This window comes from Streptomyces sp. G7(2002) (assembly GCF_028870195.1).
GTDB lineage: Bacteria > Actinomycetota > Actinomycetes > Streptomycetales > Streptomycetaceae > Streptomyces > Streptomyces nigrescens.
On the sequence record NZ_CP102609.1, the window covers coordinates 3,622,725 to 3,641,948 of the forward strand.

Here is a 19,224-nt window from a genome sequence, read left to right on the forward strand (position 1 = left end):
GAAATGCTACCGCTTCGGCGGGGACCTGAACAGGCCGACGCCCGGCGGGTCCGAGCGACCCGCCGGGCGTCGTGTGCCCCGATGAACCAAGGGGCTATGGTGCCGTCAATTCCAGGCCCAGCTGCTCGGCGATACCGGCGGCGAGGGCGGCGAGCGTGGGGTGCTCCCAGACGAAGTTCCGCGGGAGGCTGAGGCCGAAGGAGCGGTCGATGCGGGCCCGTAGCTCCATGGCCAGCAACGAGTCGAACCCCAGGGATTTCAGCGGGGTCTGCGGGTCGAGAGAGCTCTTGCCCAGCCGCAGCACATCGCGGACATGGCCCGCCAGATGCTCCTCCAGCGCCGCCCTCCGGGCCAGACCGGCCGGCAGGGCGGTGAGCTTGGCCCGCATGTCCTCGGTGGTGTCGTCCGGTGCCGGGGCCTGCTCCGCCGGTGCGTCGCCGGACAACCCGCTGAAGAAGGGGAGATGCCGGCCCGCGGGCGGCAGCCAGGTGTCCGGCGGGCCGGGGAGTACCCCGGTCTGCACCCGCCGGTGCGCCAGCAGCGTCTGCAGTGCCGCCAGGCCCTGGTCCGTGGGAATGGTGCGGTAGCCGCGGGCGCTGAAGTCCGTGGCGACCCCGATCTCGCCCCACGGGCCCCAGTTGACGGCCAGTGTCGGCATCCCCTGTGCGGAGCGCCAGGCCGCGAACCCGTCGAGCCAGGAGTTCGCCGCGGCGTAGGAGCCCTGGCCGGGGTTGCCCAGCAGCGAGGCCATCGAGGAGAACGCCGCGAACCAGTCCAGCGGATGCCCCTCCGTGGCCCGGTGGAGCTGCCACGCGCCGGTGACCTTCGGCATCCAGACCCGCTCCAGCTGGTCCTCGGCGACGTTGGCGATCACGGCGTCGTCCAGCACCATGGCGCAGTGCACCACACCGTGCAGCCGGAACCCGTCGGCCACCGCCGTGGACACCAGCCGGCCGGCGACGTCCGGCTCGGCGATGTCGCCGAGGACCACCGACACCTTGGTGGTCTTGCCGATCACCGTGGCGAGCGTCTGCGCGGCTTCGGGGGACGGGGCGGAGCGGCCGTTGAGCACGAGATGGCCGGCGCCGTGGCCCGCGAGCCATTTCGCCGTGGCCAGCCCCAGGCCGCGCAGCCCGCCGGTGACGATATAGGCGCCGCCCTCCTGTACGGGCAGATCCATGTCGGGCAGCACCGCGGGGGCCTCCCCGCTGTCGGGCACGGTCAGCACCAGCTTGCCGACATGGTCGGCGGCCGCCATGGTGCGGAAGGCCGTGGTGGCCTCCGACAGCGGATACTCCGTGCAGTGCAGGGGCTTGAGCCGGCCCTCCTCGAACGCTTCGAGGACCTCCCGCCACACCGTGGCGAAGGTGTCGGGGCGGTTGCGCCGCAGCTCGATCAGGTCGACGGTGCTCAGGGTGACGTTGTGCCGCAGCGGCAGCATGCCCAGCGGGGCGTCCGCCAGGATGTCGCGGACCCCCAGCTCCACGAAGCGGCCGAACGGGCGCAGGGTCTCCAGGCCCGTCCGGATGGCCGCTCCGGACAGCGAGTTGAGGACCACGTCCACGCCCTCGCCGTGGGTCGCCTCGCGGGTGCGTTCGCCGAATTCCAGCGTGCGGGAGTCCATGACGTGGCGGATGCCCATGCCCCGCAGATAGCGGCGCTTGTCCTCGCTGCCGGCCGTGGCCAGCACCTCGGCGCCCAGCAGCCGGGCCACCGCGATCGCCGCCATACCGGTGCCGCCGGTGGCGGAGTGGATCAGCACCCGCTCCCCGGCGGTGAGCCGGGCGACCGAGCGCAGCGCGTACCAGGCGGTGAGGAAGGCGATCGGCAGCCCGGCCGCGACGACCGGTTCGATGCCGAACGGGACGGGGGCCACCGCGTCGGCGGGCACGGTCAGGAACGACCCGAACGCGCCGCCCCGCAGATCGACCGCGATCACCTCGTCGCCGACCTGCGGGCGTTCCACCCCGTCGCCGACCGCGCTCACCACACCCGCGCATTCGAAGCCGATGCGGTAGCGGACGTCCGTCTCGCCGGGGAGCAGGCCCATGGCCGTGAGCACATCGCGGAAATTCAGGCCGGCGGCGGTGACCCGTACCTCGACCTCGCCGGGCCGGGGCGCACGCCGTTCGGTGACGGCGTACTCCAGGCTCGACAGATCGCCCAGGTGTCCGGCGCGCAGCCGGAATCCGTCCACCCCGTAGCGCACGGTGCAGGCGGTGGCCGTCTCGTCCTGCCCGCCGCTCGGCGCGGCGTGCTCCAGGCGGGCGACGTACCGGCCGTCGGCGCGCAGGGCGACCTCGTCGTCGTCCGCGTCCGCCAGCAGTTCCAGGGACACCTCCTCGGGATCGGCGTCGTGCGGGTCGGCGTCCACCAGCACCGGCCGGAGCTCGGGGTGTTCCAGGGCGCCGACCCGCAGCAGTCCGCGCAGCGCGGTCTGGCCGAGGTCGACCTCGTCGCCCGGCACCACGGCGCGGGCCCCGCGCGTGACGACGTACAGCCGGGGCGTTTCCGTGGTGGCGGTGATGGCCTGCAGGGCGCCGAGGAGTCTGCGGGTGCGCCGCAAGGACTGCTCGGTGGGCTCCCCGCCGTCCGCGGGGCCGCACACCAGCACCACACCGCGCGGGGTTTCGAGGGTGGCGGCCAGCCGCCCGGTGAGCGCGTCGCGGAAGGTGTCGAGGGAGGCGTCGTCGAGCGGCCGGTCCCAGACGACCGTGCGGGCGCAGCGGGTGCGCAGCGCGGCGGCCAGCGCCTGGGCCGAGCCGTCCGCCTCGCCCACGATGACCCAGCTGCCCGGTGCGTGGCCGCCGTCCGGGGCCGCGCGGGGCGTGGAGCGCCAGCCGATCTCCAGCAGCCAGTCGTCGACCGCCGGGGTGCCGCGGGCGGCCGCGCGCCGCGCGAAGCGCAGACCGTTGACGACGAGCACCACGGCGCCGCTGTCGTCCAGGAGGCGCACGTTCGCCACGATGGCTTCCGGCGTGATCTCGCTGACGTGTGCGTGGCAGTACACGGCGGTCGCGGGGTCACCGATGAGGCGCAGCGCCTGCATGCCCACCGGCAGCACCAGCGCCTGGTCCTCCTCGTTGATCAGCGGCGCCACGGCGAGCTGGGCGCAGACATCGAGGAGGACGGGGTGGACCGGCAGCCCGGGAGGCGGACTGCTGGCCTGGCGCGGTACCGCGACCTCGGCCCAGAAACTGTCGTTGTGGCGGCCGGCGTTCAGCCGGCGGACACCGGTGAAGGCCGGGCCGTGTTCCAGGCCGCGCCGGCGCAGACCGGCGTAGAGATCGGCCGGGTCGACGGACAGCGGGTGGCGCAGGGCCATCTCGTCGACGGATCTGGGCCGGAGCTCGGGCCGCACGCTCAGCCGGTGCAGCACCGCGTCCGCCTGCGGCTCCCAGTCGCCGTTCTCGTTGCGGGCGAGGATCTGGCACTGGGCCCGGTCCGGTGCGGTCATCGTGACGACGGTGGAGACCTCGGTGTCCGCCTCCAGCCGCAGCAGTTGCTTGAAGTGGACGTCGGTGACCTCCACTTCGTGCGGTGCCGCGCCGAAGACCTCGCAGGCCACCGAGAGGGCCAGACCGCAGTGGGCCGCTCCGGGGAAGACCGCGTTGCCGTGCACCCGGTGGTCGGCGAGCCAGGGCAGTGCGTCGGTACCGGCGTCGGCGCGCCAGCAGTGCCGCACGGGCTCGCCGGGGAATTCGGTGTGGTGGCCGGGCAGCTGGGCGCGGGGGGCCTCGGCGAGAGCCGTGGGCTGCGGGGCGTCGGCCCAGTGGTGGCGGCGGTCGAAGGTGACGGTGGGCACGTCCACCAGCGCGCCCTCGGCGTAGAGGTGCCGCCAGTTGACCGGCACCCCGGCGCAGTGCAGCGCGGCGAGCTGGGTCCGCAGCGTGGACTGGTCGTCCTCGTCGCGGCGCAGCGTCGGCAGGACGACGGGGTCGGTGACGAGACCGGCCAGACTGCTGTCGACGGAGTGGGTGACCACGGGGTGCGGGGAGATCTCGACGTAGACCACGTGCCGGTCGGCGGCCGCGGCGGCCACCGCCTCGGCGAACCGCACCGGGCGGCGCAGGTTGTCGCACCAGTAGTCGGCGTCGAAGGACGGCGTCTCCCCGGGGTCGACGACCGTCGAGTAGAACGGCACCTTGGGCTGCCGCGGAGCGAGAGAGGCCAGCGCCGAACGCAGCGCCGGCAGCACCGGGTCCACCAGCGGACAGTGCGAGGCGACGTCCACCGCGATCGGGAACACCGGGATCTTCCGGGCCTCCCAGGCGGCGGCCAGCCGGCTCACCTCCGTGGTCCGTCCGGCCACGACGGTGGAGTCGGGCGCGGAGAGGACGGCGACCGACACGGTGTCGGCGGCGCTGCCGGCGAGTTCCTCGCGGACCGTGGCGGCGTCCAGGCCGACGCTGAGCATGCTGCCGCTGCCGGCGATATCGCTCAGCAGTCCGGAGCGCCGGCAGATCACCCGGACCCCGTCGGCCAGGGTCAGCGCCCCGGCCACCACCGCCGCCGCGACCTCGCCCATGGAGTGGCCGATCACCGCGGCGGGTTCGACGCCGTACGAGCGCCAGGTGGCGGCGAGGGCGACCTGGAGGGCGAACAGCACCGGCTGCACCGTGCCGCAGCCCTGGACGGGTCTGCCCTGGCGCACCACATCGAGCACGGACACGTCGCTCTGCGCCTTGATGAGCTCGTCGAGCTCGGTCAGCGCGTCGAGGAAGGCCGGTTCGGTCTTCAGCAGTCCGCGTCCCATGCCGGGCCACTGGGAGCCCTGGCCGGAGAACACCCACACCGGCTGCCGCTCGACCGCGGCGCCCACGGCGCCGGTCACCACCGCCGGGTGCCGCTCCCCGGACGCGAACGCCCGCAGCGAGCCGATGAGTTCGCGGCGCGCGGAGGTCACCACGCCCATCCGTCCGCGGCCCGCGCAGCGCCGCAGGGCCAGGGTGTGCGCGATGTCGCGGAGCGGGACGTTGGCGCCGTCGCCCTCCATCCAGTCCGCGAGCCGGGTGGCCGCGGCCGGCAGGACGTCGGGGGATCCGGCCGACACCAGGAAGACATCGGAGGCCGTCCGGGTCGGGCGGCCGAGCTCCTGGCTGCGGGCGGGCCGCGGTTCCGGTGCCTGTTCGAGCACGACATGGGCGTTGGTCCCCGAGAAGCCGAAGGAGGACACGGCGGCCAGCCGTGTGGCCGTGCGCAGCGGCCATGCGGTCAGTTCGGTGGGGACGAAGAAGCGGGTGCCCCCGGGGGTGATGGCCGGGTTCCAGCGCCGGAAGTGCAGATTCGCCGGGATGGTGCCGCGCTGCAGGCACAGCACGCTCTTGATCAGCCCGGTGACTCCGGCGGCCGGTTCCAGATGCCCCACGTTGGTCTTCACCGACGTCAGGGCGCACCTCCCCGGCCCGTAGCCGTAGACCTCGGCGAGGCTGGCGAACTCGATCGGGTCCCCCACGGGGGTACCGGTGCCGTGGGTCTCCACCATGCCCACGTCCCGTGGGTCGACACCGGCCTGTCCGAGGGCGTCCAGATACAGGGCCCGCTGGGCGGTCACCGACGGCGCGGCCAGGCCTTCGGACGAGCCGTCCTGGTTCGTGGCCGAGCCGCGCAGCACCGCCAGCACCCGGTCGCCGTCCCGTACCGCGTCGGTCAGGCGCTTGAGCACCACGACGCCGCAGCCTTCACCGCGCACGAACCCGTCGGCGTCGGCGTCGAAGGTCCGGCAGCGTCCGCCGGCCGACAGCATGCCCATACGGGCGAAGGAGCGGGTGATGCGCGGCTGGAAGCTCAGGGTGACGCCGCCGGCGAGCGCGACATCGCACTCACCGGCGCCCAGTGAGCGGCGTGCCATGTGCACGGCCACCAGGGAGGAGGAGCAGGCGGTGTCCAGCGCCACACAGGGCCCCTGCAGACCGAGCAGGTACGAGATCCGGCCGGCCGCCACACAGTGCCCGTTGGTCAGGATCGACCCCTCCAACTCTTGTGGCTGACCGGCCAGTTGGTCCATGTAGTCGCTGTAGCTGATCCCGGCGAAGACGCCCGTCTGGGTGCCGTTCATCCGGTCCGGCGGGAGGCCGGCGTGTTCCAGGGCCTCCCAGGTGACCTCCAGCAGCAGGCGGTGCTGGGGGTCCAGGACATCGGCCTCCCCGCCCGCGACCCCGAAGAAGGCCGCGTCGAAGCCGGTCACCTCGCGTAGATAGCCGCCCTGACGGGGCGTCGGTGCCCGGCTCCCCGGACCGGGGGCCTCGGGAACCAGACGCCGGCGCTCCGCGGGCAGCTCGCCGACGGCGTCGCGCGCGTCGACCAGCAGCCGCCACAGCGCCGCGGGCGAATCGGTGTCGCCGGGAAGCCGGCAGCCCATGCCGATCACGGCGACGGGCTCTGTCTCGTGGGTGGGTCGTGACTCGGATGGCGAGCCGTGCATGTCGTTGCTCATCGGGTCTCCGTATGTGGGAGGTGATCTGCCCGTGGTCACACGGCTTCCGGACTGCCGAGGAGGATGGCGTTCTTCACGCCGCCGACCTGGTAGTTGAAGCTCAGCGCGTAGTCGAAGTCGAGCGGGCGGGGCCGCACACCGGGGACGGGGTCGAAGGGCAGCCCGTCGGCCGGCTGCTCGCAGTTGGCGGTGGGGCAGACCTGCCCCCGCTCCATCATCATCAGCGTCATGGCGACGCCCAGGCAGCCGGCCGGTGCGCCGTTGTGACCGAAGCAGCCTTCCTGGGACGTCATCAGCACATCGCTGTCGGGCCCGTACAGCTCCCGGATGGCGGCCGCCTCGAAGGCGGTGACGACGATGTTGCCGTCGCTGCCGCCGTGGACATACGGCACCTCGTCGATCCGCCACCGGTCGCCGAGGCAGCGGCGGACGGCGGCGACGAGCTCCGCGCCGGTCTCGTCGGACGCGAGGGGGTTGGCCAGTCCGTCCCGGGTCATGGCGGTGGCCAGCACCTGGCCGTACATGTGCGCACCGCGCCGGGCGGCGTGCTCACGGCTTTCCAGGATCACCGTGGCGGCGCCCTCACCGTGGTTGATGCAGTCCGCCCGCCGGTCGTAGGGCCGCATGAGGGAGCTGAAGGACGGCAGCAGCTCCGGCATTCCGGTGGTGCGGAGGTCGTCGTAGGTCTGCTGCGCGCCGCTCAGCAGCCGCTGGATGTTCTGGATGAGGTGGACGTTGAAGACGTCGACCCCGGTCACCACCGCGACATCGACCTCGCCCTGGGCGATCATCCGCCGGGCGTTGCCGATCTGCACGGCGGACGAGGCGCAGCCGCACGAGACGGTGTAGCAGGGGCCGTTGGACTGGGTCAGCGCCGCCTGGACCAGGGCGACGTCGGAGGGTGTCACGGCTTGTTCGGCCGCGACGAACAGCTCCATGGCGTCCGGTGCGCTGGTCTTGCCCGGGTCCGCGCTCAGCACCGAGAGATAGCTGTCGATGTTCGCGTCGACACCGCCGCGCCCGACCAGGATCGCGGCCTCGCTCAGGGCACCGCCGTAGAACGTCAGCCCGGCATCGGTGGTGGCTTCCGCCATCGACACCAGGCCGAAGCGGTGCGCCGAGGTGTAGTGGCGGGAGAAGAACGGCGGCACGTCCGGGAGGCGTTCGTCGAACATCTCCTGGGTGAGCTCGACCGATCCGTAGTAGACCTCGTCACGCTTCAGGCAGGACTGGCCGTTGGAGATCACGGCCCACATGTCGTCGGCAGTGAAGACCGGCTCCGTCCGGCCGGGCAGACAGAATCCGACACCCGTCACCACCACATCGCGGCTCTTGTTTCGTTCTCCGGAGTTCCCGGACTGCTGGTTCATGACAGAACTCCATCCCTCACGAGGTTCAACATGTTCGTTCTCCTCTGCACATCGCTTTCTTCTGCGGGACGCACAACGCCTACTCGGCGATTCGTGTGCGGTAACACCAGCGGTAGACCGGGACCTGTTGTCCGCCCAGGTCCGCGTACTCGCCGTAGAATTCGAAACGTTCGTACCCGTTGCCCCGGAGGATCCTTATCGGATCGCCCGCATCGTCGTGCAGGTGCTGCGGCAGGGCATTTCCCTCCGGCCCGTCGACGAGGATCACCATTCTTCTTTTCGCCATACTGTTCTCCGGTGTTCTGTCGCAGTGGGTTATGTGGGGGGCAGGCTTCGGAGTGAGGTGGGGGGACCCGGGTGCAGATCACTGCGGGACCGGATACGGCGGGGCGACAACTGCCGTACCGGCCATGAGGGATGGAGCGGCGGCGCCGTGGAGGTCGTCGGCGGCGGGGAAGGCGCGGCGTAAACGGTGACCGTGACGGTCCCGGCGGCGCCCGGGGCAGGCTGCGGGGTGAGGGCCCGCTCAGGCCTTGTTACTGAATTCCGCCGCGATAAACGCGGCAGGACGGGTGCCGGTGAAGCGGGCGGCGGTCATCGTCGCGCTTCCGTTGTCGAGGGAGCGGCCCGCGCCGCGCAGAACGCAATTCCCGTTCCACGAGCGGGAGATGGGGGACTCCACACCAGCGGTTTCGGTGATATCGCCGTCGGCACAAGGGAATTCGGTCCGGATACCGCGAAAGCGGGTTCCGGCCGGTACGGGTCGCCGGCCGGCGCCGGGGGCGGGGGCGGGGACCGCTCCGGCCGTTCCCACCTGTCCAGCCGTTCCGCCGGTGCGGAAATACCGGGCGGATTCCCCGCGGACGGGGAGGGGGGACCGTCCCGCCGGGGAATCCGCAGCGGTGGTGCGCCGGAGCGCGGCGTCCGCGTTGCCGTTGCCGTTCCCGTACGGAGCGTGGGACGGGTGGGTACGGTGCGGTGCCGGCGGCGGCGTGGTGGTGCCGGACGCGGGGGCCGGACCGGCCGCGGTCACGAGCGCGGCTTCGTCACCCGGCATCGGGATCGGGATCGGAATCGGGAGATTCAGGTCACCGCCGGACCGGTCGGGTTCCGGTGCGGTCGCGGTGAGGGCCGGGATCAAGGCACCTGCGCCGTTGACCCAGCGAAGAGTGGAAATGGTTCGCATGAAGCCCCCTGATCCGAATGTGGGGGCCGATCAGCCGGTGCCGAGGTGCCGGCACCGGCTGACGGATCCAAAACCCTCTACCGGGGACGCCCATACGGCATCTCGGTCTGACCGCAACCAGGCGCTGGGCCGGGCCAACGGGTAGGCCAGGTGCCGCTCCCCGGAGAGGATGGGCGGCCCACCGGTTGGATGCGACTAGTTATCCATGCGGCTCGGCGGGCTACAACAGTCAACCGATAAGGCCACCCGTTCGGAGCAGCGCGAAAAGAGGAAACCCGTACCAACTTGCGCAATGGCCTTAGAAGATGCCTTTATTCCACTCATGACTGATGAAGCGTTTGATTGCTCACTGCTCCCGCTTGATCGCGATGTAGAACCGTGTGCAGCAGCAAGCTCGCCGCTTGTCATTCTTGTATGTGGAACACAGCGGGAACCGACGCGCTGTCAATAGCCGACCGCCGCCGGCCACCGCTGATGGTGACAATGGAAGTCACTTCGGCATCGGCAAAGCCTACGCCGTTTCCGCATCTTCCGTTGCACATAAGCGAGTTGGAGGTGCGTCCACAATTCTCCGGTACCGGTGAGTGATCCGCGGGAGGGCCGTCGGCGCGGACCGTCCGTGCTGTGGAGCCCGGCCTATTGACGACCTCGGCCGGCTGTCGTTCCCCTTCCGCAGCAGCGGCGCTGCAATGCGCTCTCCGTCGGGCCGGCAGTTCACCGCACCGACCACGGCACGATGTGGTCACGATTCCTCGACTTCGGTTTCACGCTCACGAGCACATCGCGCCCTCGGCTCCGTCGGCCGAATAACTTCCCAGCAGACAAGGGTGATTCGATAATGAACGATAACGCCGTGTGCCGGATTCCGTCCGGGAACGACACACACACGATGTCACTCGCCGCCTACGGGGAACGGAGGTGGGAGGCAGCGATGCACGGCCTGGAAACCCTGACCATGTCCCCCTACCAGGCCGGGTGGCGGTTGCGGGTCGTGCCCAGCATCGGGCACGTCCTCGTGCGCAAGGTCACCCGCCGGGTCGTCAACCGCGCGCTGCACTGCTGGATCGCCGACGAATGCGGCCTGTCGACGGTGAAGAACAGCCTTGCCGTCCTCGTCCGCGTCCTGGAACAGGCCGTCCGGGACGGGGTGCTGGACGCCAACCCGGCGCGGGTGGCCGGCTGGCAGCAGGAGTACCAGCGCGCACAGGCCGAACGCACCGCTCCGCGGTCGCTGGCGCTGCCCGACGCGGACGCCCTGGAACGGCTGGCGGCCGCGCTCGTCCAACGGTCCTCCGACGGCTACGCGGGGTGGGGCGACATCGTCCGCTTCGCCGCCTGGACCGGTACCCGCTTCAGCGAGGTGTCCGCCCTGCAGGCCCAGGACATCGATGCGAGCACCTGGACCTGGCAGGTCCAGCACTTCACCGTGTCCGAGCCGGAGGGCCTGCACGACCGCCCGTGCAGAGGCAGGCATCACCGGGTGGTGCCGCTGCGCCCCGCCGCGCGGGAGCTGGCCGCCGGGCGGCTGGAGAGGGCGCGGCACACTCCGCCGGCCCGGCTGTTCACCGGCCCGCACCGGAGCCGGTTCACCGCCGCGGTGCTGCGGGACGCGACCCACTGGGACGACGTGGTGGACGAGCTCGGTCATGAGTACCTCCGGCGCCAGGACCTGCGCCACACGGGCCTGACGTGGATGGCGGACGCCGGACTCCCGCTGCCGCTGCTGTGCGGTGCCGCCGGGCGGCCCCCGGGGGACACCCGGCGCTATCTGCCCCCTGACGGGCATCGCCTCTCCGCGGAGAGCCATGGGGAGCCACCGGCGAGTTCGGCCCCCGCCCGTACGTCGGGCGGGGGCCGAACCGTTTTCCCGCACCCCCCTACGGAGTGACGGTGCCGGGCTGCCCGGCTAGGTCCGGCCGGGGACGGTGCGACCGGTGGACCTCAGGCGCCGGGACCCGGACCGTCGTCCAGGGGTGCGGACCCTCACAGGTAGGTGAAGGAACCGGCGTTGACGCTGCCGGCCGGGGTGACGACGGTCACCTGCACCGTCGTCCCGCTGGTGCCCGGCGGCACCGTGCCGGTCACGGTGGTGCCGCCCACATTCACCGTCACGCCGGTGGCGGGTGTGGCCCCGAAGAGCACGCTCGCCCCGAAGAGGTTGGTGCCGACGATGGTGAAGGCGGCTCCCGCGGAACCGGAGGACGGCGTCACCGTTCCGGTGACCGTCGGGGGCAGCGGCAGGTAGGTGTAACCGCCCGGGACGGACGCGCTGCCGCCCGGAGTGGTCACCACCACCGGGACATTGCCTCCGGCGGGAGGCCCGGCCGGAGTGACACCGAACAGGACTGTTCCGGTGGGGTCCGTACCCAGCACGGTCGCCGCGTTGCCGCCGATGGTGACGCTGCCGCCCTGCAGGTTCGAACCGATGATGGCGAACGGCGTACCGCCCGCGGTCGGCCCCGCGTTGGGGCTGATGGCCGCGGCCACCGGCGCACCCGTCGCGGCATAGGTGTACGACGCCGGGTTGCTGGTACCGGCGGCATTGGTGACGGTGACCTGCACCGTGCCCGCGGCGTGCGCCGGGGCCAGGACCGTGACGGTCAGCCCCAGCGGGTCCTGCCCGACGATCGTCGCCGACGTGCCCCCGAAGAGGACGCTGGTGGCGCCGCCCAGGCCGAGGCCGACCAGCTGCACGGTGTTGCCGCCCGCGGTCGGCCCCGTGGCCGGCACCACGCCGAGCAGCACCGGCCCGATCGCCAACGGCAAGGCCGGCAGTGCCGATTGAAGTGTGGGTGTGGTCATGAAGGTCCTCCTGCTGTGTGAGCTCGTTGCTCGGCCCGCTCGTGGCAGACATGGCGCACACGCCGGGCCCGAGCACTGACAGCAGCCGGCCGTACAGGAGGACGACGCAGACGGGCGCACAGCGGCCGGCTCACACCTGGGCGGTGCGGGGGGCCGTCGCGCTCCTGGCCGTCCCTCACAGCCCTGCAGCGAAGAGGACTGGTGGGCGGGCCGACTACCGAAGCCCGAGGGGGATGGACGGCCCACCGACAGGCCCCACCAGTAACCCAGAAGAGTTGACACCGGGCAATCACGTTGACCCCGAAGCACCCGATCGGCCCAGCGTGAACTGCGGGGGATTCACTACGACTTCGGGGGCCTTCGCCACAGGGGTACCCCCTCCCCCTCCCCCTCCCCTCCTCTTCCCCTACCCCTCCGCGACCAGTGCCGGATAGTCGTCCAACGTGATCGCCGCGGAGATGTCGTGGCCCTGTTTCAGCATGGCGGTGACGGTGGACGGGGTGTTCAGGGCGGTGTTGCGGGCGTCTATCGCCTGCTGGGTGGTGGGGGCGAAGAACTCGCCGGCGGCGCGGCCGCCTTGCTGGCAGCGGGTGACATAGGGGCGCAGCTTCTGTTCGTAGCGGGCGAAGGCCGTGCGGTGGTCGCCTTGGGCGAGGGCCAGTTCGCCGGCGAGGACATAGGCGCCGACGATTGCCGCGCCGGTGCCCATGCCGCCGAGGGTGGCGCCGTGTGCGGCGTCTCCGAGGAGCGCGGTGCGGCCCGTGGACCACGTCGGCACATCGGCGCGGCTGATGGAGTCGAAGTAGAGGTCGTCGGCCGCCCACAGGGTGTCGATCAGTTCCGGTGTGCGCCAGCCGGCCCCTTCGTAGGCGTGGGCTATCACCTTCTTCTGGGACAAGATGTCCCGCCGGTCGTAGGGGAGTTGCTCCTCGGAGGCGAAGACGCAGAAGGTTTCGCCGGTGTAGCCCGGCTCTCCGGAGCGGCGGGGCAGACGGCCGACCGTGGCCAGCCGGCCGGGTTCGCCGTGGCCGACCGGGCGGGCGCCGAGGTCTCCGGCGTCTGCGGGCAGGTCCCATGCGGCGAAGTAGTAGCCGAGGTGGCTGACGAACTGCTCCTCGGGGCCGAAGGCGAGCCGGCGCACGGTGGAGTGCAGACCGTCGGCACCGATCACGAGGTCGAAGGTGCGGGGCGCGCCCCGTTCGAAGGTGGCATGGACGCCGTCGGTGGACTCGGTGAGCGAGGTGAGGGAGTCGCCGAAGACGTACTCGGGGGTGGTGCCCGGGACGGCGTCGTCGCCGTCGGGCGGGGTCAGGCTGTGTGCGTGGAGGAGACGGGAGAGGTCCGAGCGGAGTATCTCGACCTCGCCGGCGGCGAACTCGGGCGGGAGGGTGGCGAGGTCGCGGCCCTGCCCGTCGATGAAGCTCATGGGGGTGCCGGGGCCGGTGCGGTGCCGTCCGATGTCGTCCAGGACGCCCATGCGCTCCAGGACCGTCCGATGCGCCGCGCCGCGGAAGTCGACCGCGAAGCCGCCGCCGCGCAGGGCGGGGGCCACCTCGACCACGGTGGTCCGGTAGCCGTAGCGGGCCAGCCAGTAGGCCAGGGCCGGGCCGGCCACGCTGGCGCCGGAGATCAGAACTGTCGGGTGCGGTGGCGCCGTCCGCTTCCCCCGCGCCCTGCCCGGCCCGCCTGCGCCCGGGTGCCCCGTTGTCGTTCCGTACGTCATCACACGCTCCCCCGCGTCGATCGGTCGCACTGACACAGGAAACTGTATCCGATGGACACTGTTCTGTGTACCCCGGACACAGTTTTAGGATGCGGGGATGGCTGGAGACGACGAGAAGCGCAGTGTGTTCGGGGATCAGGCGGGCAGCGTCGCGTTGCTGTGGGGCGGAGGCGAGCGGCCCAGCCGGGGCCCCAAGCCGGCGCTGAACCTGGAGCGGATCACGCTTACGGCCATCGGCCTCGCCGACACCGGCGGGCTCGGGGCGGTCTCCATGCAACGGGTCGCGGCGGAGCTGGACTTCACCAAGATGTCCTTGTACCGCTATGTGCCGGGGAAGAGTGAGCTGGTCGCGCTGATGATCGACCGGGCGATGGGGGAACCGCCGAGCCCACCCTCGCCGGACGCCGCAGGCCGGGGCGACGGCGAGCCGTGGCGGGTCGCGCTGCGGGCCTGGGCGCACGCGCTGGCGGCGGTCCACCGCCGGCACCCCTGGCTACTGGGCGCGGCCGTCGGCCCCCGGGTCATGGGCCCCAACGAACTCGGCTGGACCGAACGCGCCCTCGCCGCGCTCACGGACACCGGCCTGACCGGCGCCGAGCAGCTCGACGCCGTGGTCGTGGTGAGCGGCCACATCCGGGCCATCGCCCAGGTCGCGTCCTCGATGGGGCTGGGCAGTACCCGGGCCAGGGAGCCCGAACAGGTCATGAGCGCGGCGCTGAACGAACTGCTCGCCGGCCGCGCCGACCGCTTTCCCGCGGTCGCCGCGGCCGTCGCCGCCACCGAGGCCGACAGCGCCTCCCGTGACCAGGCCGGGGAGTTCGGCCTGGAGCGGATCCTGGACGGGCTGGCGGCCTATATGAGCCGGGCGCGGGGCGTCGCCTAGGACGCCGTCCGTACGGAGGTGGCGGGGAGTGAGCGCAGCCAGTCGAGAAGGAGCCCGTTGACCTCCTCGGGGCGTTCCTGCTGGATCCAGTGGCCGCAGCCGTCGAGGAGGTGTGCGGCGGACAGGCCGGGGAGGGTGTGGGGGAACGCCTTGATGGCGTCGGCCATCCACTGGGCGGGGGCGTCGTGTTCACCGCCGATGAAGAGGGCGGGCTGGGCGAGCTTGGCCCCGTCCCAGGCGGCGAGGTCCTCCCAGTCCCGGTCGACATTGCGGTAGCGGTTGAGCGGGCCGGTCAGACCGGTCCGCTCGAACTCGCCCGCGTAGAAGTCGAGATCGGCCTCGGTGAGCCAGGAGTGCGGGGGCGGGCCGGCGGGGAAGCGGTCGGACAGCTTTCCGCCCGGGGGCACGGAGAAGAGGCCGGCGCCGGCCGGGTCGGCCGAGGGCTCGGCATCGCCCGAGAGCCCGGCGTAGAACCCGGCGAGCCAGCTGCGGACATCGGGTTCGATCTCCGCCTCCGCCCGGCCCGGCTCCTGGAAGTAGTTGATGTAGAACTCCTCGTCGCCGCCGAGCTGCGCGAACGCCTCGGTGGGCCGGATCGCGCCGCGGGGTGCGTACGGCACGCTCAGCAGGGCCACGGCGGTGAAGACATCGGGCCGCAGCAGCGCCGAGTTGGCGGCGATGGGTGAGCCCCAGTCGTGGCCCGCGATGACGGCGGTCTCCTCGCCGAGGGCGCGCACCACGGCGACGTTGTCGGCGACATGGGCCAGCATCCGGTAGGCCGCCACCTCGCGCGGCTTCGACGAGCGCCCGTAGCCGCGGACGTCGAGGGCGACCGCCCGGTAGCCCGCCGCGGCGAGCGCGGGGAGCTGGTGGCGCCACGAGTACCAGGACTCGGGAAATCCGTGGACCATCAGGACGAGCGGTCCGGTGCCCTGCTCCACCAGGTGGATACGGCCGGCGGGGGCCTCCACCGTGCGGTGGACCGCCGCCGGCAGCGCGGCGGAGGGCCGGCCCGCTGCCGGGGCCCGGTCTCCCGGGGCCGGGGCGGGTGTGGGCGTCGTCTTGGCGGACTGCGGCATGCTTCCTCCTGGGGCGAGTACGGCGGCGCTCATGAGGGCGGTGGGCGGCGGGCGGCAGGCGGTGGAAGGAGCGGGACGACGGGTCGTCATGGCCCGGCGTCGTCCGGCGCGTTCCGGCCGGTTCCGTTCCGGCCGATTCCGTTCCCGCCCGTTCCGCCTCGATCATGGCGCTGCCCCTGCGGCGGGCGCGACCCTTCTTGCCGGAATGGCAAAGGCCCGCCGGGCCGCGGCCCCTACAGCCGCACCGTCCGCCTCGGCTGTTCCTTCGCGCCCGTCAACAGGCCGTGCAGGCTGGCGAATTCGTCGACGCACTTGGCGGTGCCGTTGACCACACAGTCCAGGGGGTCGTCGGCGACCCGGACCGGGACGCCCATCTCCTGGCGCAGCCGTCGGTCGAGGCCGCGGAGCAGGGCGCCGCCGCCGGTGAGGGCGATACCGTGCTCGACGACGTCGCCGGAGAGCTCCGGGGGGCAGTCGTCGAGGGTGCGGTGGACGGCGCGGACGATCGCCTCGACCGGCTCGGCCAGTGCCTCGCGGATCTCCTCCTCGGTGATCTCCTGGATGCGGGGCAGGCCGTTGACGTGGTCGCGGCCGCGGACCGTGTAGGTGGACGGGCGCTCGGGCTCGCCGTCCTCGTCGACGTCGACCGGGGTCCAGACCGCCGAACCGATCGCGATCTTGATGTCCTCGGCGGTGCGTTCGCCGATGTCCAGGGAGTGCTTCTTCTTGATGTAGGCGCTGACGGCGGCGTCCAGGGCGTCACCGGCGACCCGTACGGACTGGGCGGTGACCAGGCCGCCCATGGAGACGACGGCGACCTCGGTGGTGCCGCCGCCGATGTCCACCACCATGCAGCCGACCGGCTCGTCGACCGGGAGGCCGGCGCCGATCGCGGCGGCCATCGGCTCTTCGATGAGGTGCACTTCGCGGGCGCCGGCGCCGCGGGCGGAATCGATGACCGCGCGCCGTTCGACACCGGTGATGCCGGAGGGGACGCAGATGACCACCCGCGGCCGGGAGAAGCGCCGGCTGGGCAGGGCCTTCTTCATCAGGGCGCGGAGCATCTGCTCGGCGGCGTCGAAGTCGGCGATGACCCCTTCGCGCAGGGGGCGCATCGCGGTGATCCCGGACGGGGTGCGCCCGATGGTCCGCTTGGCCTCCACGCCCACGGCGATCACGTCACCGGCGGCGTTGACCGCGACGACGGACGGCTCGTTCAGCACCACGCCCTTGCCGCGGGCGTACACCAGGGTGTTGGCGGTGCCGAGGTCGATGCCTATGTCGTACGTACCGGACGAAGTGCTGGACGCCATGGGGAGTTCGTGTGCTCTCTCGCGACGAGGTGGGCCTGGGGCATTGCGCTGCAGACAACCCCATGGGCTACCAATGGTGATCTTTGCGGGCAATTGTTAAGACTACTGGGGACGCGGAATGGTTCCCCTCCGTACCGCTCCTCTCCATTTCACCGGCTGCTGTCCTCCTCCGTCCCGGGCACCGTCCCGCTGTCCGTTTCCGGCTCCCTGGACAGCGCCTCGGCCAGGTCGTCGAGGGCGTCGAGGAGCAGATCCGCGACGCGCAGGGCGACACCGCGGTTCGCGTCCTCCGCGTCCCACCTCTCCCATACGGCGCGCAGCTCGCTCCAGTTCAGTTCGCCCCGTTCCCGGACGGCCAGGGTGGCCTCCTCCAGGGAGGCGCGCAGCTCGAAGGCGAACGCGGTGGCGCCCGGTGAGGACGCGGCATCCCGTTCGGGGAGGTGGACCTCCAGGATCATCGTGACCCGGCCCATGGTGGCGAGGGCGGTGCTGGCCGCCTTCGCCGAGGCGAGGGAGAGGCCGCGGTGGCGTACGGGTTCCTTCTCGGCGCGGGCCTCGCTCTCCTCCCAGGCGGCGCGGGCGGCGCGGGAGTCCAGGAGGGCGTCGCGGACCTGCCGGGGGCGGCGTTCGGCGGGCGTGGCGTAGAGGTCGAACACGGCCAGTGCGTACTGCCCGTTGGCCGCCAGCCAGGCGGCGAGGCGGTCGCGGAGCTTGGGGGTCTCCCAGGCGGGGAACAGCGCGTACGAGAGCATCGCGAGCAGTCCGCCGAGGAGGGTGAGCACGACGCGTTCCTGGACGGTCTGTTCCCAGCCGGCGCCGGCGATGCCGAGCAGGAAGACGACATAGGCGGCCACACACGCCGAGGTCACCGAGAAGCCGGTGCGCATCAGCAGATACATCAGGGCGACACAGACCACGGCCAGTGCGGCGCTGACATACATGCTCGGATGCGCCACGGCCATCAGCGCCCCCGCGATGCCGACGCCGACGAGGGTGCCGCTGAAGCGGGCGACGCCGCGGGAGTAGGTCTGGGCGAAGTCGGGGCGCATCACCATGACGGAGGCGAGCGGCGCCCAGTAGCCGTGGCCGAACGGGAGGGCGGTGCCCAGCAGATAGCCGGCGGCGGCGACCGCGGCGACGCGGAGGGCGTGCCGGAGGATGTGCGAGGACCAGCGGGCCTCGCGGTGCAGGGCGCGCAGGGCGCCCGGGACCAGTCTGGGGACGCTGGGGCGCAGCAGATGGCCGCGTTCGGCGTCGGTGGTGGGGCGGGTGGCCTCGACGGGCTCATCGGTGAGTTCGACGGCGTCGGCGAGCAGGGAGATCAGGCGGTAGGCGGAGCGGCGGGCGGCCCCGTGGAGCATCGGGCCGGTCGCGGGGACTTCGAGGGTGGCCATCGCCTCGGGGGGCAGCCGGACCGGGCTGGCGTGCCGTACGGCGTGGGCGACGGCGTCCAGGACGGTGGCGGCGGCGCTCAGCAGGTCGCGGGCCCGGTCGCGTTCGGGCCCTTCCAGCGGGGGGCCGACGACCGGGTCGGCGAGGGAGGCGAGGACCGGCCGGACGCGTTCGGCGAGGCCGCGGGGGCCGTGCAGCTGTACGGGGCGGCGCCGGGCCTGACGCGCGGTCACGGCGGAGGCGAGCCGGGCGTCCATCAGGGGCGCCGGGTCGAACGGGGCGACCGGGTCGTGCCGCAGCCGCCGGGCGTAGTCGGCCTCGGCGGCCAGGGCGTCGGCGAGCGCATCGCGCTGGACGCCCCAGGGGCGGACCGGGAAGACCACGATGAGGGTCGCCTGGACGACGCCGCCGAAGAAGATCAGTGCGGCGTGTTCCGCCGCGCCGAGGACGGAGGTCGGCAGGGTGACGGTGACCAGCATGATCGCCACGGTCTGGGTGCCGGCCAGCCCGGAGACCGGGCCGATCGCCCAGGCCATGCCCGCCAGGAACGTCCAGCCGGCCAGGAGCAGGACGAAGGCGACGACATGGGCGGCGGCCAGATAGCCGAGGAAGGTGGAGACGGCCAGCGCCCCGGCGACGGCGAGTGCGAGCACCGGGCGCGGCCGCATGCTGCGCTGGAAGGTGACGATGCCGGAGGAGAACGCGCCGAACGCGGAGGAGACCGCCAGCGCCGGGTCACCGAGCCACAGGCACAGCCCGATGACGATGGCGACGCCGACCGAGCCGCGGATGGCGATCAGTGGGGTGAGCTTGGTCCGCTCGATGGTCAGCCCCGAGCGGGCGGCTTCCTTGAGCGCACGCGACCAGGTCATAGCGAGAGGATACGGGCCGGAGGCGAGGGTTCCGTTATGGCCGGAACGGGCTCCGTGTGCCCGCGTTCCCCCCTTCACGCCAGGAAAATCCCGGTAAAGCCGCCTTCCGCCGCGCGCACAACATCCCAGGTCACCAAGGGGATGACCGGATTCCGGGCGGGCGGTGCG

The 19,224-nt window shown here is 72.3% G+C and carries 11 protein-coding genes; 2 read left to right on the forward strand and 9 right to left on the reverse strand.

The features are described 5' to 3' along the window. Positions 1–94: 94 nt before the first annotated feature. The 4 genes from NUT86_RS14980 to NUT86_RS14995 form a co-directional block, all read right to left on the reverse strand. Positions 95–6,436, reverse strand: a complete 6,342-nt coding sequence (locus NUT86_RS14980) for a type I polyketide synthase (protein ID WP_274735686.1) — start codon at positions 6,434–6,436, stop codon at positions 95–97. Positions 6,437–6,471: 35 nt separating this feature from the next. Then, positions 6,472–7,806 (reverse strand): beta-ketoacyl synthase N-terminal-like domain-containing protein, encoded by a 1,335-nt coding sequence (locus tag NUT86_RS14985; protein ID WP_109889821.1) that lies wholly within the window; start codon positions 7,804–7,806, stop codon positions 6,472–6,474. Between the two features lie 79 nt (positions 7,807–7,885). Then, positions 7,886–8,092, reverse strand: coding sequence for a DUF5988 family protein (locus NUT86_RS14990; protein WP_026169412.1), 207 nt, complete (start codon positions 8,090–8,092; stop codon positions 7,886–7,888). A 240-nt stretch (positions 8,093–8,332) separates the two neighbouring features. Beyond that, a complete protein-coding gene (locus tag NUT86_RS14995; RefSeq protein WP_274735690.1) occupies positions 8,333–8,992 on the reverse strand; it encodes a hypothetical protein in 660 nt (219 codons plus the stop codon). 931 nt (positions 8,993–9,923) lie between these two features. Here NUT86_RS14995 and NUT86_RS15000 point away from each other — a divergent pair. Next, a complete protein-coding gene (locus NUT86_RS15000) occupies positions 9,924–10,880 on the forward strand; it encodes a tyrosine-type recombinase/integrase (protein ID WP_159488226.1) in 957 nt (318 codons plus the stop codon). 95 nt (positions 10,881–10,975) lie between these two features. Here the strand turns inward: NUT86_RS15000 and NUT86_RS15005 are convergent, their stop codons facing one another. Then, positions 10,976–11,794, reverse strand: a complete 819-nt coding sequence (locus NUT86_RS15005) for an IPT/TIG domain-containing protein (RefSeq protein WP_266443273.1) — start codon at positions 11,792–11,794, stop codon at positions 10,976–10,978. A 406-nt stretch (positions 11,795–12,200) separates the two neighbouring features. Then, entirely contained in the window at positions 12,201–13,517 is a 1,317-nt protein-coding gene (locus tag NUT86_RS15010) for an FAD-dependent monooxygenase (RefSeq protein WP_446750762.1), read from the reverse strand. Positions 13,518–13,614: 97 nt separating this feature from the next. Here NUT86_RS15010 and NUT86_RS15015 point away from each other — a divergent pair, with 97 nt between their 5' ends. After that, positions 13,615–14,400, forward strand: a complete 786-nt coding sequence (locus tag NUT86_RS15015) for a TetR/AcrR family transcriptional regulator (RefSeq protein WP_274735694.1) — start codon at positions 13,615–13,617, stop codon at positions 14,398–14,400. Here NUT86_RS15015 and NUT86_RS15020 read toward each other — a convergent pair. From NUT86_RS15020 to NUT86_RS15030, 3 genes are all read right to left on the reverse strand, one after another. Next, positions 14,397–15,479: an alpha/beta fold hydrolase gene (locus NUT86_RS15020; protein WP_159488224.1), complete on the reverse strand. Its 1,083-nt coding sequence runs from the start codon at positions 15,477–15,479 to the stop codon at positions 14,397–14,399. The genes NUT86_RS15015 and NUT86_RS15020 overlap by 4 nt on opposite strands. 233 nt (positions 15,480–15,712) lie before the next feature. After that, positions 15,713–16,792 (reverse strand): rod shape-determining protein, encoded by a 1,080-nt coding sequence (gene mreB / locus NUT86_RS15025; protein ID WP_274735697.1) that lies wholly within the window; start codon positions 16,790–16,792, stop codon positions 15,713–15,715. 149 nt (positions 16,793–16,941) lie between these two features. Beyond that, positions 16,942–19,056, reverse strand: a complete 2,115-nt coding sequence (locus tag NUT86_RS15030) for an FUSC family protein (RefSeq protein WP_274735699.1) — start codon at positions 19,054–19,056, stop codon at positions 16,942–16,944. Positions 19,057–19,224 lie beyond the last annotated feature (168 nt).

Bases quoted from the DNA above. Each gene is read 5' to 3' on its own strand.
- mreB (WP_274735697.1), bottom strand. From the start codon at position 16,792: ATGGCGTCCAGCACTTCGTCCGGTACGTACGACATAGGCATCGACCTC.
- NUT86_RS14990 (WP_026169412.1), bottom strand. From the start codon at position 8,092: ATGGCGAAAAGAAGAATGGTGATCCTCGTCGACGGGCCGGAGGGAAAT.
- NUT86_RS15000 (WP_159488226.1), top strand. From the start codon at position 9,924: ATGCACGGCCTGGAAACCCTGACCATGTCCCCCTACCAGGCCGGGTGG.
- NUT86_RS15020 (WP_159488224.1), bottom strand. From the start codon at position 15,479: ATGCCGCAGTCCGCCAAGACGACGCCCACACCCGCCCCGGCCCCGGGA.
- NUT86_RS15005 (WP_266443273.1), bottom strand. From the start codon at position 11,794: ATGACCACACCCACACTTCAATCGGCACTGCCGGCCTTGCCGTTGGCG.
- NUT86_RS14995 (WP_274735690.1), bottom strand. From the start codon at position 8,992: ATGCGAACCATTTCCACTCTTCGCTGGGTCAACGGCGCAGGTGCCTTG.
- NUT86_RS15010 (WP_446750762.1), bottom strand. From the start codon at position 13,517: ATGACGTACGGAACGACAACGGGGCACCCGGGCGCAGGCGGGCCGGGC.
- NUT86_RS15030 (WP_274735699.1), bottom strand. From the start codon at position 19,056: ATGACCTGGTCGCGTGCGCTCAAGGAAGCCGCCCGCTCGGGGCTGACC.
- NUT86_RS14985 (WP_109889821.1), bottom strand. From the start codon at position 7,806: ATGAACCAGCAGTCCGGGAACTCCGGAGAACGAAACAAGAGCCGCGAT.
- NUT86_RS15015 (WP_274735694.1), top strand. From the start codon at position 13,615: ATGGCTGGAGACGACGAGAAGCGCAGTGTGTTCGGGGATCAGGCGGGC.
- NUT86_RS14980 (WP_274735686.1), bottom strand. From the start codon at position 6,436: ATGAGCAACGACATGCACGGCTCGCCATCCGAGTCACGACCCACCCAC.